Genomic DNA, 15,474 nt, shown 5'->3' with positions numbered 1-15,474 from the left:
CCCGGCCTACATAACCAGCAGGATCTTGCCCACATGGTCGCCGCTGTCGAAGTACCGGTGGGCGGCCGCGGCCTGGTCCAGCGGGAAGGTCTTGGCCACCAGCGGGCGGATCCGGCCGTCCGTGATGAGGGGCCACACGGATTCGCGCACCGCGTTCATGATGGCGCCCTTCTCCGCCACCGGGCGCGGCCTCAGTGCCGTGGCCACCACTGCCGCGCGCTTCCGCAGGAGCTGGCCAAGATCCAGTTCCCCCTTGGCACCGCCCTGCAGGCCGATGACTATGAGCCGGCCGTAGTCAGCGAGCGCATCAACGTTCTGCGCCAGGTACTTGGCACCGACGACGTCGAGGATCACGTCGGCACCCTTGCCGCCGTTCTGCCGCCGCAGGCTGTCCGGAAAGTCCTCTTCGGTGTAGTTGATGGCGATGTCTGCGCCCAGGAACGCCTTCGCCGTTCCCACCTTTTCCGCTGTCCCCGCGGTGGTGGCCACCCTGGCACCGAAGGCCTTGGCCATCTGGATCGCCATGGTGCCGATCCCACCGGTGGCGCCGTGGATCAGGACGGTCTCTCCCGCCTGCAGCTGCGCCGTCATGATCAGGTTGGAGTAGACCGTGGCTGCGACTTCCGGCAGCGACGCAGCGGTGACCACATCAACGCCGTCGGGAATCCGCAGGACCTGCTCCGCCGGCACCGCAACCTGCTCCGCGTAGCCTCCGCCGGACAGCAGAGCCACTACTTTGTCACCCACCGAGAAGGCTTTGGTGACTCCCGGACCAAAGCCGGCGATCCGCCCGGAGACTTCCAGCCCGGGGATCTCGGAGGCACCGGGCGGAGGCGGGTAAAAGCCCCGGCGCTGCTGCACGTCTGCCCGGTTCAGGCCGGCGGCGACGACGTCGATCAACACCTCGCCAGTCCCGGGCAACGGCGCGTTCACCTCGCGGATTTCCAGCACTTCCGGACCACCGTGTTCGACAATGTAGACGGCTTTCATGGCGGACTCCCGTTTTCTAGCTGATTCGTGCCCCAGAACCAGTGTGCACCGGACGCACGGCAGACTCTGTTTTGTTGCAGCCAACTGCCTATGAAACACTACTCGTTAGGGAAGGTTGTCCGAGCGGCCGAAGGAGCTAGTCTTGAAAACTAGTGTGCGGTAACCCCGTACCAAGAGTTCGAATCTCTTACCTTCCGCGAATGGAGCCCCGGTACGCCACATGATGGCGGGCCGGGGCTTCTTCGTTTAAGCTCCTGATGGCCTCGCTGGCCGACCCCAGCCGGAACGATGTTCAAAATCATCGCACAAGCGAATTCCCTGGCTACCGGGAAACCCCAGGAAAGTGGAGCGGATGCACCCGCGCGCATTTTTGTCCAGATAATACGGTGGTCGGGGTGTGCTTGGGTCCCGGTCACGTCAGCGTGGCAGGTTCGTCAGCCGAAGGCTTCACTGTCCGAGGATCGCCTGCGCGATTTCGTCGGCGTCGCGGAGGGTCCGCTGCCCGCTGGCGTACGTGGGGCCGCCAGGCTGGAGCGCTTCCGCGGCAATGGCCGTGCCCCACTGGGTGGCAGACAGCTGCAGGCCCAGCACAAACAAGCCATCCGCGACCGAGCCGCTGGCCGCCAGCGGCCGGTACGGGTGCGGCGCAACGTCGAGCCCGGTGGCCTGCACCGGCGCGCCTTCCGCCGTCATCATCAGCCGGGGCCGCACCATCCCGTCCGCGAGGAGCTGTTCCAGCAGCGGTGAATCGTTCGCGGACACGCGGTTGGCCGGCGCGAGGGCCTCCACCATGGTCTTCGCCGCCACCGGCGGACCGCTCACCCAGGGTGAGACGGCGGCAAAGCGGCCAGTCCGTCGGTCCACGCTGAACCGGGGGTCTGGCCCCACAAAGCTGACCACGCCGGCGCGCGCCAGGGCGGCCAGCTGTTCAGCGCGCAGCGCAGGCGGCCCACTGGCCAGGCCCTCCACAAACGACTCGAACCAGCCACGCAGGCCGGCCACCCAGGACTCATCGGTGATACCGCCGTCGGCCACTGCCGTTTTCAGCACCGCGCGCCCGTGATGCAGAGCGCCGATGGCCATCTTCACCGGATCCTCCTCGCCGAGGGCGGACCGGCGGGCGTCATCGAGCAGGTACTCGACGACGGCGGCATCCAGTTCAGCGCGCGATCCGAAGGACCTGCCCGCCAGGGGAGAAGCGAGTCCCCGCAGATCCAGCCGGTGCCGCGGCCCAACGTGCACGGCCAGGACGCTCTCCACCGCGGCCTCCCAGTTGACGGCGCTGTGGGCATGCGGGCGCAGCGCCTCATCCAGCGCGGCCAGGAACGCGGATGCGTCGGGGACGGCCGCCGGCTGCGAGCGCACCAGGGTGGAGTAGTAGGCCCAGAGTGTGTCGCGGTGCAGAAGGGGCCAGAGATCGTGGTCGAACCCCGGGCGGATCCCGGTGGCCGCGAACCGCTCCAGCGCGGCCTCGGTCAGGTACCGCAGGGTGACCGACGCCGGGTAGTAGCCGGCCAGCGCCGCCTTGGCCCGGTACGGGACGCCGCGGCGGGAGCCGGCAATGATCCGGGGCTCGTGGCCGGAAGGCTGATAGTCAAGCCGGGTCCCGGCGTCGATGAACTTTCCGCCGCGGCCCTCCGTGAGCTGGCCCATCACGTCGAAAAAGTTCAGCCCCATACCCCGGACCAGAACCGGTTCGCCGGGCGGAACCGCGGCCCAGTCGACGTCCGCCGGGACCGCAGGCGGAAAGTAGCTCAGGCCCAGCTGTGCGGCCGATGCCTGGAGTTCGCGCTGCTCAGGGTTCAGCCGGGACGCAAGGTGCCCCAAGGCCAGCACCACGGAATCGACCGTGAGCGAACCTCCGCCGCCGAGTCCGACGTCGAACGTTCCGGTATTTGGGATTGCCTCCCCCGGCGTCCCCGCTGTTCCGTGGTCTGAAGGGCGCACCGACACGGCGGTGGTTTCGTGGAAACTGACGGTGACGCCGTCGGGCAGTTTTGCCGTCAACTCGTCCAGCGTGCAGCGCAGGTAGCGGCCGTAGAGTGCCCGGCTGGGGAAGTCCCGCGATCCCAACGCAGCCAGTTCGGACCGCTCGTCCAACGTCAGGGCAGGCATCGGCTCACGCTGCTGGCGGGCTCGCCAGTGGTCGAACGTGGTGCCCGCGACGGGCGGAGCCATCCGGGGGTCCTGCGGAATAACCGTCGGATAGAAGGACGGGGTGTTCATGAGATACAGCCGGGACTGGCCCGGCTGCCAGACATGCCCCGGACCTGCCGGATAGGGGTCGATGACGTCGATATGGAGGGCTGCGGGGCCGGGGTGGGCAGCGGCGTGTGCCGCCGCGTGTGCGAGCAGGCGCTCCAGGACGCTGGTTCCCCGGGGTCCGGCGCCGATGATGGCTGTCCGGATGCTCTTCGATTTACCCACGGCATCCAGAGTATCGGCATGCGCTACAGGCACTTGACTTGCCTGCGGCGCGAAATTGTTGTTTGGATGGGGCGCATGACCACCACTGCAGCTGATCAAGCGCCCGGTCCATCGTCCGCCCCCGAACCCACAGATGAGAACGTCTGGCTGGAGGAAATCTACGGCGAGGCACCGCTTGCCTGGGTCTGCGAACAGAACGCACGCACCGAGGACCTCCTGGAGGACGCCGATTACGCAGGACTGGAAGGAAGCATCCTGGAGGTGCTGGACTCCACGGACCGGATCGCCATGGTAGGCAAACGCGGCGAGTGGTACTACAACTTCTGGAAGGACCAGGCGAACCCGAAGGGGCTGTGGCGCCGCACCACCTGGGAACGCTACCTGACGGACTCCCCCGACTGGGATGTCCTGCTGGATGTGGACGCCCTCGCCGCCGCTGAAGGTGAGGAGTGGGTCTTCCACGGCGCCACGTTCCTGCGCCCTGCCGCCGGCGAACCATACCGCCTGGCCCTGCTGGCTCTCTCCCCCGACGGCGGCGACGCCAACCGTTACCGCGAGTTCGACGTCGGGACCCGCACGTTCGTTGACCCGGCCAGCGGCGGTTTTGACCTGCCGACGGCGAAGGGAAACGTCTCGTGGCTGGACGTGGACACACTGCTGGTCGCCTCTACGGCCGGGAACCTGCCGCGGACCGCATCCTCCTACGCCCGGACGGCTGTCACGCTGCGGCGCGGCGAAGCCCTCTCCACGGCTGCCCGGCTTTTTGAGGTGCCGGAGGACCACATGATGGCCGTGGTGGCGCACGATTCCACTCCCGGCTTCGAGCGCACGTTCGCCGTGGACTACATCGACTTCTACAACCGCAGCACGTTCATCCGCTGGGATGACGCCTGGCTCGAGATTGATGCGCCGACAGATGTGAACCTCAGCGCGCACCGGGAGTGGCTCCTGTTCCGGCCGCAGCAGGACTGGTCCCTGGCCGGCACGACGTACCCCGCCGGTTCCTTGTTGGCGGCGAAGTTCGAGGACTACCTTGCCGGGTCGCGGGAGCTCTTGGTGCTTTTTGCCCCGGCTGCGCACACGTCGCTGCAGTCGTGGAGCTGGACCCGGAATTTCCTGCTGCTGAACCTGCTGCGGGACGTCTCGTCCGAAATCCGGGTGCTGGATCCCTCCGCACCGGGCGCAGCGTCCGCCGGCGACGCGACCAGCGGGTCCACGGCCAGCGGGGGCGCCTGGGCTTCCTCGCTGCTTGACGCCTGCCCGCCGCTGCACGACGTCAACGCCTACGCTGTGGACGACGAAGACGAAGGACCGGCCGACGGCGGTGCCGGCGACGATTTCTGGTTGGTCGCCACCGGCTTCACCACTCCCAGCACACTGATGCGCGGAACGCTGGAGCGCGCCGGTTCCAGCAGCACTGGTGAGGTGACCGCTGCTGTGGCGACCACTGGTGTGGTGAGCCATCATGCGGAAGTGAAGGCGTCGCCGTCGTTCTTTGACGACGACCAGTACGAGGTGCAGCAGCACTTCGCCGTGTCCGCGGACGGCACCCGGGTCCCGTACTTCCAGGTGGCATCTCGGGACTTGGTCCTGGACGGGCAGAACCCGACGCAGCTCTCCGGCTACGGCGGCTTTGAGGTTTCCCGGACCCCTGCGTACAGCGGAACCGTCGGCAGGGCGTGGCTGGAGCGCCGTACCGCCACTTCCGGCGGGCCCGGCGAGGCAGCGCACTCCCGCGGCGGTGTCTACGTGGTGGCCAACATCCGCGGCGGCGGCGAATACGGGCCGTCCTGGCACCGGGCCGCGCTGAAGGAAAACCGGCACCGCGCCTTCGAGGACTTTGCCGCCGTGGCACAGCACCTCGTCCACCGCGGCGTCACCTCCCGCGAGCGGCTTGGCTGCGTGGGCGGGTCCAACGGCGGGCTGCTGGTGGGCAACATGCTCACGACTTACCCGGAGCTTTTCGGAGCTATCTCCTGCGGCGTTCCGCTGCTGGACATGAGGCGCTACACGCGGCTCTCCGCCGGGCACTCCTGGATCGCCGAATACGGCGACCCGGACGTGGCGGCGGAGTGGGAGTACATCAAGACTTTCTCGCCGTACCACCTGCTCAAGGACGGCGTGGAGTACCCCGAAACATTCATCTGGACGGCCACGTCGGATGACAGGGTGGGGCCGGTCCAGGCCCGCAAGATGGCTGCCCGGATGCAGGCGATGGGCATCCCGAATGTCTGGTTCCACGAGGCGCTGGAGGGCGGCCACGCCGGAGCATCGGACAACCGGCAGGCCGCCGCGCTCCAGGCCCGCAGCCAGCACTTCCTATGGCGGACGCTGGCAGGCGGATGACCGTAGGGCACTGTTCCTGGGCCCGGCGCAAGGCATCCCGTGGGGCAGGGCGCCAGGGCTGAGCCAGGCGTTCGGCGGCCGTTTTGCACTGCGTGCCCCGTTCTGCGTATCCTTGGTGGGCTAGTAATAGCCATTGGAGACGTGCCAGAGCGGCCGAATGGGCTTCACTGCTAATGAAGTGTGGGGCACAACTCCACCGGGGGTTCAAATCCCCCCGTCTCCGCGTTTGGCCCCGGTCCTGGACCGGGGCCTTTTGCGTTCCCGGGGCGGGAGCCGGGTGTGGGGCTCCAGCCGGGGCGGCGGTGGCAGGATAGTGGGATGGCAGCAAGCAATTCCTCGGGCGCGGAAACCAGCACAAGCCCGGCGTGGAATCCCCGCCTGGCGCTACTGGTGGCTGCCACGTTCTTCATGGAGTTCCTGGACGGCACCATCCTGACCACTGCCATACCCAACATCGCCAGCGACCTTAACGTTCCGGCCGCGGACGTAAACATCACCATGACGGCCTACCTCATGACCGTGGCCATGGGCATCCCGCTCAGCGGCTGGCTTGCTGAACGCGCAGGGGCGCGAAAAGTATTCTGCGTCGCAATTGCCCTCTTTACGCTCGCCTCGTTGGCCTGCGCCGTCAGCCCCGACCTGACCGTGCTGACGCTGAGCCGGATCCTGCAGGGCGCCGGCGGGGCCATGATGGTTCCTGTCGGCACCCTCCTCGTACTGCGCGGCACACCCAAGTCGGAACTCCTGCGCGCCACAGCCTTCCTGGTGTGGCCCGCGTTGCTGGCGCCCGTACTGGCGCCGCTGGTGGGCGGCGCCTTGACAACCTACCTGTCGTGGCACTGGATCTTCCTCATCAATCTCCCGCTGGGCGCGGCCGCCTTCATCGCCGCACTGAAGCTGGTTCCAACCGGCGCAGGAGACAGCACCCGCCGGCTCGACTGGCTGGGCCTGCTCCTGACCACAACCGGCGTGGGCGCACTGGTGGTTGGCTTGGAACTGGCCACCGCACACCCCAACGGTCCATGGGCTGCATTGAGCGCCGCTGCAGGCGGGTTTGCCCTCATTGCGGCCGTAGTGTGGATGAGGCGGGCCAAAAATCCGCTGTTCGACCTCAGTGTTTTTGCAACACGCACATTCCGGGCCATGGCTACCGGCGGGTTTGTCTACCGCCTGACCATCAGTTCGGTGCCGTTCCTCCTGCCGCTTATGTTCCAGACCGGCTTCGGCTGGTCGCCCCTGCACGCAGGAATCATGGTGGCGGCCGTGTTCATCGGCAACATCGGCATCAAGCCGGCCACCACGCCGCTGATCCGACGTTTCGGTTTCCGGGCCATGCTGGTCTTCGGCTCCCTGGCCTCGGCGGTGACCTTCGCACTGTGCGCCCTGCTCACTCCGGATACACCGCAGGCCCTGATTTTCGCCTTGCTGGTCTGCAGCGGGGCCTTCCGCTCCATCGGCTTCTCCGCCTACGCTTCAGTGCAGTACGCGGACATCGCGCCCGCCCAGCTGACGTCGGCCAATTCCGTGTCGGCGACCCTGGTGCAGCTCGCCGCAGGGGCCGGCATCGCTGTTGGCGCCCTGCTGATCCGGATTTTCGACGGCGCGGGGGCCTTCCCCGCCGATCACGCCGGACCCTTCCGCGGGGCCTTCCTCACCATGGCCGTCCTGATGCTCTTGAGTACGGCGGACAGCCTGTCACTGCACCGGCAGGCTGGCGCCGAGGTCAGCCGGCCTGGGCAAGCACCAGCGGAAGAACAGCCCCAGCCCCCGCCTGGCGCAGGGCACGTCCAGCAACGGTAACGGTCCACCGGCTGTCCACGAGATCGTCAATCAGCATCACGCCCTGGCCCCGGAGTGATGCCATGGCCGCCTCCAACTCCGGCCCCACCACCACGCGGTCCCAGACGCCCGCGAGCCGGTAGGCGCTGTTGCCGCCGCGGCTTCCAGTGGGTCCGCCGTGGCCCAGGGCCAGCTCGCCAAGGTAAGGAATCCGGCCGATTTCCGAAATTCCCTGGGCGAGGGACCGGACCAGTTCAGGCTTGCTGCGGGAGGGCATGCTGACGATTGCGGCCGGCCGTCCTGCACCGCTCCAGCCCGGGTTCCGGCCGTCACCGGTAGCCCATTCCCGCAGGACCTGGACACAGGCCTGCAGCATGGCCGGGTCCACTGGACGGTCCGCGGCGCCGGCAGCGAAGAGTTCCCGCAGCGCCCCGCCCCAGCCGAGATCAGTCAGCCTTGCCAGCACGCGGCCATCAGACAGTCCCTCATCGGGCTTGATCTTGCCCTTGACTGGAACGCCCAGGCGGTCCATGCCGCTGGGCCACTGCAGCCGTGCCTCCAGGACGCCGCCGGCGCGGGTGAGGGTCTGGCCGGCCGCCGCCGTGGCGTCCGCGGCGATGTCAGCCCGGAACCAGCGGCCTGCGCAGTTATCGCACTTCCCGCAGGGGTGCGCGGTCTCGTCATCGAGGACCGAGGTGATGTATTCCATCCGGCACCCGGCGGTGTCCTGGTAGATCACCATGGAGTCCTGCTCGTCCACCCGGGCCTCGGCGATTCGGCGGTAACGCTCGGCGTCGTAGATCCAGGGCTGGCCGGTGGAACGCCACCCGCCGCCGACACGTTCCACGGCGCCATCCACGGCCAGGACCTTCAGCAGCAGCTCCAGCGGGGTGCGGCGGAGGTCAACCCGGGCCTCCAAAGCCACCGTTGACACGGCAGTTCCGGCGTCAGCCAACGCTGTCAGCACCGCTGTGGCTTTTTCCTCCGAGGGCATGGAGGCGGTGGCGAAGTACTGCCAGATATCCCGGTCTTCAGAACCTGGCAGCAACAGCACGTCTGCGTTCGCCGCGCCACGGCCCGCACGGCCCACCTGCTGGTAGTACGCCACCGGGGAGGACGGTGCCCCGAGGTGGACGACGAAGCCAAGGTCCGGTTTGTCGAAGCCCATGCCGAGCGCCGAGGTGGCCACCAGCGCCTTAACCTGGTTGTCCTTGAGCATCTGCTCTGCTCGCTCCCGGTCAGCGGGATCGGTCCTGCCGGTGTAGGCCTGTACGGTGTGCCCGGCTTCGGCGAGAAGCCGGGCGGTGTCCTCCGCGGCGGACACTGTCAGCGTGTAGATGATGCCGCTGCCGGGCAGGTCGGCCAGGTGCGTCAGGAGCCAGCCCAGCCGTTCGCGGGAATTTGGGAGTGTGAGGACGCCCAGCCGCAGGGAATCACGGCCCAGGGTTCCGCGGATGGTGAGGACGCCCGCGCCAAGCTGTTCCTCGATGTCGTGGACCACGCGCGAGTTCGCTGTGGCAGTGGTGGCCAGGACAGGAACGGACTCCGGCAGCTGGGTGATCAGATCAGCGATCCGGCGGTAGTCCGGCCGGAAATCGTGGCCCCAGTCCGAAATACAGTGTGCCTCGTCAATCACCAGCAGACCCGTCCGCCGGATGAGCTCCGGCAGCTGGTTTTCACGGAAGGACGGGTTGGTGAGCCGTTCCGGGGACACCAGCAGCACGTCGACTTCATCGGCGGCGAGCTGTTCCCGGACGGTGTCCCATTCCAGCTGGTTCGCCGAGTTGATGGCCACAGCACGCACTCCGGCGCGGGCGGCGGCAGCAACCTGGTCCCGCATCAAGGCGAGCAACGGCGAAACTATCAGCGTAGGGCCTGCCCCGCGGCGCCGGAGCAGCAGGGACGCCACAAAGTACACCGCCGATTTTCCCCAACCGGTACGCTGGACCACCAAAGCCCGCCGGCCGCCGTCGACCAGCGCTTTAATGGCCTCAAACTGTCCGTCGTGAAAATCCGCCTCCGGATGCCCCACAAGTTCGCGGAGAACCTCCAAAGCCTGGCTTTTTGTGGCGGACGGTGAGTCAGGGGAAGCGGAAAGAAGGACGGCGTTCTGGGTATCGACCATTGATTCAGTATCCCAGCCCGCACCGACACCCATAAAGCCGGGACCTCCGTATGTGGACAACCGGGAAGGTCCGCGGGTCCACGTAAGATAAGACCCGTGACTAGCGAACAGACAAAGACTTTTGACCTCTCGGCATCCTTCAAGGCCTACGACGTCCGGGGCATCGTGGGCGAATCCATCACCGCGGAAATCGTCGAAGCCGTGGGCGCCGCGTTCGTTGATGTCCTGGAACTGGCAGGACAGACGATCCTGGTGGGCGGCGATATGCGTCCCTCCTCGCCCGAGTTCGCCAAGGCTTTCGCCGACGGTGCGGCCACCCGCGGAGCCGACGTCAAGCTCCTTGACTTGATCTCCACCGATGAGCTCTACTTCGCCTGCGGTTCGCTCAACGCCGCCGGCGCCACGTTCACCGCCAGCCACAACCCTGCCGAATACAACGGCATCAAGATGTCGAAGGCCGGCGCGCAGCCCATCTCCTCCGAATCAGGCCTCAAAGAGATCCAGGCACTCGCTGAGCAGTACCTCAACGAAGGCTCCATCCCGGCGGCCCCCGCGCGCGGCCTGATCGGCGTCCACGACGTCCTGAAGGACTACTCCGAGTACCTACGCCAGCTGGTGGACCTCTCCGCGTCCCGGCCGCTCAAGGTAGTTGTCGACGCAGGCAACGGCATGGCCGGCCTCACCACTCCGGCGGTGCTGGGCGACGCCCTCCTGCCGAAACTGCCGTTCGATATCATCCCCCTGTACTTCGAGCTGGATGGTTCCTTCCCGAACCACCCAGCCAACCCCCTCGAGCCGGAGAACCTCCGCGACCTGCAGGCCGCCGTTGTTGAGCACGGTGCCGATCTCGGCCTGGCATTCGATGGCGACGCCGACCGCTGCTTCGTCATCGACGAAAAGGGCGAGCCCGTCTCGCCGTCGGCCGTCACCGGTATGGTGGCACGCCGCGAAATCGCCCGCGCCAAGGCCCAGGGCGAGGCGACGCCCACGGTCATCCACAATCTGCTCACCTCCCGTGCGGTGCCGGAACTGGTAGCGCACGACGGCGGCCGCGCCGTCCGCACGCGCGTGGGCCACTCGTTCATCAAGGCAGTCATGGCCGAGGAAGGTGCCGTGTTCGGCGGCGAGCACTCTGCCCACTTCTACTTCCGCGACTTCTGGAACGCAGACACCGGGATGCTCGCAGCAATGCACGTGCTCGCTGCCCTCGGGGAGCAGGACGGACCGCTGTCCGAGCTCGGCCGCGAGTACGAGCCGTATGTCTCCTCCGGTGAGATCAACTCCGAAATCGAGGACAAGGCCGGCGCCGTTGAGCGCGTCCGCACCGACTTTGCCGCCGAGGACATCACCGTGGACACCATGGACGGCAGCACCTTCACCGCAAATGACGGCAGCTTCTGGTTCAACCTGCGCCCGTCCAACACGGAACCATTCCTCCGCCTGAACGTGGAAGCAACGGACCGGTCCACGATGGAACGCGTCCGCGACCGCGTGCTCTCCAATGTCAGGCGCTAAGCCGGAAGTGGCCCGCGAAGCCATGGAAACCGACGGCCCGGTGGCGGTGGCTTCGTGGCGGAATTCCGTTCCGGAGGCCTCGGCCACGGACCTGGAAAACCTGCTGGGCACTGGCGTCGGCGCAGCCCAGGAACAGCTTGAGCGAAATGGCGGCTTCCTGCCATTCGCACTGGTGGTGGAGAACGACGGCGAAGTCCGCCTCGTGGCCGTTACCCCGGCTGATGCCCAGGACGGCTCCGACGCTGACTTCGACGCGGACACGATGATCAGCGACCTCACCGAGCTGCTTCGGCAGAACCGGGCTGATTTCCGCGCGGCCGCTATTGTCTGCGACATCCTCTTGATCGAGGAGGATACAGATGCCATCCATGTAGCTGCTGAACATCGCGATGGATCAGTTTTCGCCGCGGTCCTCCCCTACGCCGCCAACACCGGGACCCACGAGTGGGAGTTTGGCCAGCTCGCCGCTGACACCAGCGAACCCACCGTCTGGGTGGACTAGACCGCGCCCCGGTTGCCATGAAAATCAACGCCTTCGCAGATGTCAGCCTCCGGGCGCTGATGGTCCTGGCCGCCGCGCCCGGGGGCACCCTCCTGACTACACAGAACATCGCCGATGCCGTGGGCACTCCGTACAACCACGTGAGCAAGGCGATGGCCAAGCTGCGGACACTGGGCCTGATCGACGTTGAGCGCGGCAGGTCGGGAGGATCACGGCTCAGCTCCGCTGGCCGCCGGGCAACGGTGGGCCAGGTCCTGCGGGACCTTGACACCCGGACGGACGCGACCGATTGCGTCGCGCCGGGCGGCGACTGCCCGCTGATCCACGAATGCAGGCTTCGCGCCGCGCTGGCCCGTGCCCGTGAAGCGTTTTACCGGGAACTTGATGCAGTGGTTGTGGCCGAACTTCCCGGCTCGCGGCAGATGGCACCCGTCTTCCAGATGATCGGCCTGCGCGCCGGCCTGTAGCCCCGCGCCGCGCCCACCTCCCCGCCAATTTGATTCCCACTTCTACGAGGTGTAGAACTTGAGTTACGAATATACGCATTTCAAATGTAAGTATTCACATTGACCGGGCGCAACCCCGGACCCTATCGCAGGAGTACACATGCTCTCGGACAAATCCCGCCCCGTCATAGAAGCCACACTGCCGCTCGTCGGTTCCCGGATCGGCGCCATCACTCCCAAGTTCTATGCACGGCTGTTCGCCGCCCACCCGGAACTGTTGGATGGCCTGTTCAGCCGCTCCAATCAGCGCTCGGGCGACCAGCAGCAGGCGCTGGCCGGAAGCATCGCCGCTTTCGCCACGCACTTGGTCAACAACCCGGACACCCTCCCCGAAACCGTACTGTCCCGTATCGCCCACCGGCACGCATCGCTCGGCATCAGTGAGCCCCAGTACCAGGTGGTCTATGAGCACCTCTTCGCGGCCATCGCGGAGGATCTGGCCGAGGTCATCACCCCGGAGATCGCCGAAGCTTGGACCGAAGTTTACTGGCTGATGGCCGACGCCCTGATCAAGCTCGAAAAGGGCCTCTACGCAGCACAGGCCAACGGCAAGATGTGGACGCCATGGAAGGTTGCCTCAAAGAACCATGCCGGTATCGGCTCCATGACCTTCACCCTGGAACCCGCAGACGACACACCGGTCACACCCGCCCTGGCCGGCCAGTACGTCAGCGTCAAGGTCCAACTCCCCGACGGCCTGCGCCAGGTCCGGCAGTACTCACTTTCGGGCGATGCAGGCACGAGCCGCAGCTTCACCACCAAGCTCGACGACGGCGGCGAGGTCTCCCCTGTGCTGCACAACGCCGTCGAGGTTGGCGACGTCCTGGAGATTTCGAATCCCTACGGCGAGATCACCCTGAAGGGTGGCGACGGCCCGGTGGTCCTGGCATCGGCCGGCATCGGCTGCACGCCCACGGCGTCGATCCTCCGGTCCCTTGCCGAGTCGGGCTCGGACCGGCAGGTGCTGGTGCTGCACGCGGAAAGCACGCTGGACAGCTGGGCATTGCGCGGTCAGATGACGGATGACGTCGAACGCCTGGACAGTGCTGACCTGCAGCTGTGGCTTGAAGAGCCACGCGACGGGACCAACACAGGCTTTATGTCCCTGCGTGAAGTGGACCTGCCCGCCAACGCGTCGCTGTACCTCTGCGGGCCGCTGCCGTTCATGAAGCACATCCGCAACGAGGCCATCAACGCCGGCATCCCGGCCACGAGCATCCACTACGAGGTCTTCGGCCCAGACATCTGGCTCGCTTCCTGACGGCGGATACTTCCTGGCGTCAGAAGCGCGAAAGGACACATAAGTCCCGGTGCTTAAGTGTCCTTTCGCGCATCCGAGGGGCCAGAAGTGTCCGTTCGCGCAGAGTACGACGGCGGCCCCGCACCTTTCTTGCAAAGGTGCGGGGCCGCCGTCGTACTTTCTGGAACCTCAGCCCAGGCGGGACTTCAGGCTGGCAAACTCGGACTGCAGTGCCTCGGGGAGGGAATCGCCGAAGTTGGCGTACCACTCCTCGATGGATGCGAGCTCGGTGGCCCATTCTGCCGGGTCGACGCGGACAGCTTCTTCGACCTGTGCGGGCGTCATATCCAGGCCCTTAAGGTCGATGGATTCGCCCGTGGGGACAAAGCCGATCGGCGTCTCGACGGCGTCTGCCTTGCCTTCGAGGCGCTCGATGGCCCACTTAAGGACGCGGGCGTTATCGCCGAAGCCAGGCCAGGCGAAGCCTCCCTCGGCCGTGCGGCGGAACCAGTTGACCAGGAAGATCTTGGGCAGGCGTTCCGGGTTGCCTTTGGCGGACAGGTTGACCCAGTGGTTCAGGTAGTCTCCGGCGTCGTAGCCCATGAAAGGCAGCATGGCCATGGGATCGCGGCGAACCACGCCCACTGCCCCGGCTGCCGCGGCAGTGGTCTCGGAGGACAACGTGGAACCCATGAAGATGCCGTTTGACCAGCTGCGGGCCTCAGTCACCAGGGGGATGGTGGTCTTGCGGCGGCCGCCGAACAGGATCGCGGAAAGCTCCACTCCGTCCGGGTTGTTGTACTCCTCGGCCAGCATGTCGATCTGGTCGATCGGCGTGCAGAAGCGCGAGTTTGGGTGGGCTGCCGGCTTATCGGAGTCCGAGGTCCAGGAATTGCCCTTCCAATCGGTCAGGTGAGCGGGCACTTCCTCAGTCATGCCCTCCCACCACACGCCGCCGTCGTCGGTCAGTGCGACGTTGGTGAAGATGCTGTTGCCCTTGGCGATGGCGCGCATCGCATTAGGGTTGGTGCCCCAGCCAGTGCCCGGGGCAACGCCGAAGAGGCCGGCCTCGGGATTGACGGCGCGGAGTTCGCCTTCCTTGCCGAACCGCATCCAGGTGATGTCGTCGCCCAGGGTTTCCACCTTCCAGCCCTCGATGGTGGGATCGAGCAGTGCGAGGTTGGTCTTGCCGCAGGCGGACGGGAAGGCAGCCGAGACGTAATATGTCTTCTGCTCCGGGGACGTCAGCTTCAGGATGAGCATGTGCTCGGCCAGCCAGCCTTCGTCGCGGGCCATCACGGAGGCGATGCGGAGGGCGTAGCACTTCTTGCCCAGCAGCGCATTGCCGCCGTAGCCGGAACCAAAGGACCAGATGGAGCGCTCCTCGGGGAAGTGCACGATCCACTTGTCCGGGTTGCACGGCCACGGCACGTCGGCCTGGCCGGCGTCGAGCGGCGCACCCAGGGAGTGCAGGGCCGGCACGAAGAAGGCGTCGGTCTCGGTGATCCGGTTCAGGACGTCGGTGCCGATGCGGGCCATGATGCGCATCGAGGCAACCACGTAGGCGCTATCGGTGATCTCGACGCCGAACTTGGGATCTTCGGCATCCAGGTGGCCCATGACGAACGGGATCACGTACATGGTGCGGCCGTGCATGGAGCCGCCGAACAATCCGCGCAGCTTCTGCTTCATCTCGACCGGGGCCATCCAGTTATTTGTGAAGCCGGCGTCGCGCTCCTTCTCGGAGCAGATGAAGGTCTGCTCTTCCACGCGGGCTACGTCCGCGGGATCAGAGAATGCAGCGAAAGAGTTAGGGAAGAGCTCCTGGTTCAGGCGCGTCAGCGTCCCTGCCGCCACGAGTTCGTCAGTGAGACGCGTATTTTCCTCTTCGGTACCATCAACCCAGTGGATGCGGTCCGGCTGAGTAAGTTCAGCAACCTCTTCGACCCATGCCAGCAAGCCAGCATGCGTGGTGGGTGCTTTCTCAAGCAGCGGCAGTCTTGCGAGATCGCCCATTGCGGTTCCCTTCCTCGGGTTCATCGGT

The 15,474-nt window shown here is 66.4% G+C and carries 10 protein-coding genes and 2 tRNA genes; 8 read left to right on the top strand and 4 right to left on the bottom strand.

Features of this window, described 5'->3' with window-relative positions:
* Window positions 1-6: 6 nt before the first annotated feature.
* Window positions 7-990, bottom strand: a complete 984-nt coding sequence (locus QK290_RS07200; protein WP_282329993.1) for an NAD(P)H-quinone oxidoreductase — start codon at window positions 988-990, stop codon at window positions 7-9.
* Between the two features lie 109 nt (window positions 991-1,099).
* On the opposite strand from QK290_RS07200, the gene QK290_RS07195 reads away from it, so the two are divergent.
* Window positions 1,100-1,187, top strand: a tRNA-Ser gene (locus QK290_RS07195).
* A gap of 250 nt (window positions 1,188-1,437) precedes the next feature.
* Here QK290_RS07195 and QK290_RS07190 read toward each other — a convergent pair.
* Entirely contained in the window at window positions 1,438-3,417 is a 1,980-nt protein-coding gene (locus QK290_RS07190; RefSeq protein WP_282330055.1) for an FAD/NAD(P)-binding protein, read from the bottom strand.
* A 75-nt stretch (window positions 3,418-3,492) separates the two neighbouring features.
* Here QK290_RS07190 and QK290_RS07185 point away from each other — a divergent pair, with 75 nt between their 5' ends.
* From QK290_RS07185 to QK290_RS07175, 3 genes are all read left to right on the top strand, one after another.
* Window positions 3,493-5,763, top strand: a complete 2,271-nt coding sequence (locus tag QK290_RS07185; RefSeq protein ID WP_282329992.1) for a prolyl oligopeptidase family serine peptidase — start codon at window positions 3,493-3,495, stop codon at window positions 5,761-5,763.
* A 135-nt stretch (window positions 5,764-5,898) separates the two neighbouring features.
* Window positions 5,899-5,986: transfer RNA gene (locus QK290_RS07180), tRNA-Ser, on the top strand.
* A gap of 95 nt (window positions 5,987-6,081) precedes the next feature.
* Window positions 6,082-7,563: an MFS transporter gene (locus tag QK290_RS07175; RefSeq protein ID WP_282329991.1), complete on the top strand. Its 1,482-nt coding sequence runs from the start codon at window positions 6,082-6,084 to the stop codon at window positions 7,561-7,563.
* Here QK290_RS07175 and QK290_RS07170 read toward each other — a convergent pair.
* Window positions 7,487-9,667 (bottom strand): RecQ family ATP-dependent DNA helicase, encoded by a 2,181-nt coding sequence (locus QK290_RS07170; RefSeq protein ID WP_282329990.1) that lies wholly within the window; start codon window positions 9,665-9,667, stop codon window positions 7,487-7,489. The two genes, QK290_RS07175 and QK290_RS07170, sit on opposite strands and share 77 nt — an antisense overlap.
* A gap of 96 nt (window positions 9,668-9,763) precedes the next feature.
* Between QK290_RS07170 and QK290_RS07165 the strand changes: the two genes are divergently transcribed.
* The 4 genes from QK290_RS07165 to QK290_RS07150 all read left to right on the top strand — a co-directional run bounded on the left by QK290_RS07165 (window position 9,764) and on the right by QK290_RS07150 (window position 13,451).
* Entirely contained in the window at window positions 9,764-11,182 is a 1,419-nt protein-coding gene (locus QK290_RS07165) for a phosphomannomutase/phosphoglucomutase (protein ID WP_282329989.1), read from the top strand.
* Window positions 11,183-11,204: 22 nt separating this feature from the next.
* Complete coding sequence (locus QK290_RS07160; RefSeq protein WP_282330054.1) at window positions 11,205-11,684, top strand: hypothetical protein; 480 nt, start codon at window positions 11,205-11,207, stop codon at window positions 11,682-11,684.
* 17 nt (window positions 11,685-11,701) lie between these two features.
* Window positions 11,702-12,151 (top strand): Rrf2 family transcriptional regulator, encoded by a 450-nt coding sequence (locus tag QK290_RS07155; protein WP_282329988.1) that lies wholly within the window; start codon window positions 11,702-11,704, stop codon window positions 12,149-12,151.
* A gap of 139 nt (window positions 12,152-12,290) precedes the next feature.
* Window positions 12,291-13,451, top strand: coding sequence for a globin domain-containing protein (locus tag QK290_RS07150; protein ID WP_282329987.1), 1,161 nt, complete (start codon window positions 12,291-12,293; stop codon window positions 13,449-13,451).
* Window positions 13,452-13,619: 168 nt separating this feature from the next.
* On the opposite strand, the gene QK290_RS07145 is transcribed toward QK290_RS07150, so the two are convergent.
* On the bottom strand, window positions 13,620-15,446 hold the full coding sequence (locus tag QK290_RS07145; RefSeq protein ID WP_282329986.1) for a phosphoenolpyruvate carboxykinase (GTP): 1,827 nt from the start codon (window positions 15,444-15,446) through the stop codon (window positions 13,620-13,622).
* Between the last annotated feature and the right edge of the window lie 28 nt (window positions 15,447-15,474).

The organism is Pseudarthrobacter sp. AL07 (genome assembly GCF_029960665.1).
Classification (GTDB): Bacteria; Actinomycetota; Actinomycetes; order Actinomycetales; family Micrococcaceae; genus Arthrobacter.
This window is presented reverse-complemented; position numbering and strand designations above follow the sequence as displayed.

Coding starts and splice junctions, on each gene's coding strand:
- QK290_RS07145 (WP_282329986.1), bottom strand. CDS start 15,446: ATGGGCGATCTCGCAAGACTGCCGCTGCTTGAGAAAGCACCCACCACG.
- QK290_RS07175 (WP_282329991.1), top strand. CDS start 6,082: ATGGCAGCAAGCAATTCCTCGGGCGCGGAAACCAGCACAAGCCCGGCG.
- QK290_RS07150 (WP_282329987.1), top strand. CDS start 12,291: ATGCTCTCGGACAAATCCCGCCCCGTCATAGAAGCCACACTGCCGCTC.
- QK290_RS07170 (WP_282329990.1), bottom strand. CDS start 9,667: ATGGTCGATACCCAGAACGCCGTCCTTCTTTCCGCTTCCCCTGACTCA.
- QK290_RS07160 (WP_282330054.1), top strand. CDS start 11,205: ATGGAAACCGACGGCCCGGTGGCGGTGGCTTCGTGGCGGAATTCCGTT.
- QK290_RS07185 (WP_282329992.1), top strand. CDS start 3,493: ATGACCACCACTGCAGCTGATCAAGCGCCCGGTCCATCGTCCGCCCCC.
- QK290_RS07155 (WP_282329988.1), top strand. CDS start 11,702: ATGAAAATCAACGCCTTCGCAGATGTCAGCCTCCGGGCGCTGATGGTC.
- QK290_RS07200 (WP_282329993.1), bottom strand. CDS start 990: ATGAAAGCCGTCTACATTGTCGAACACGGTGGTCCGGAAGTGCTGGAA.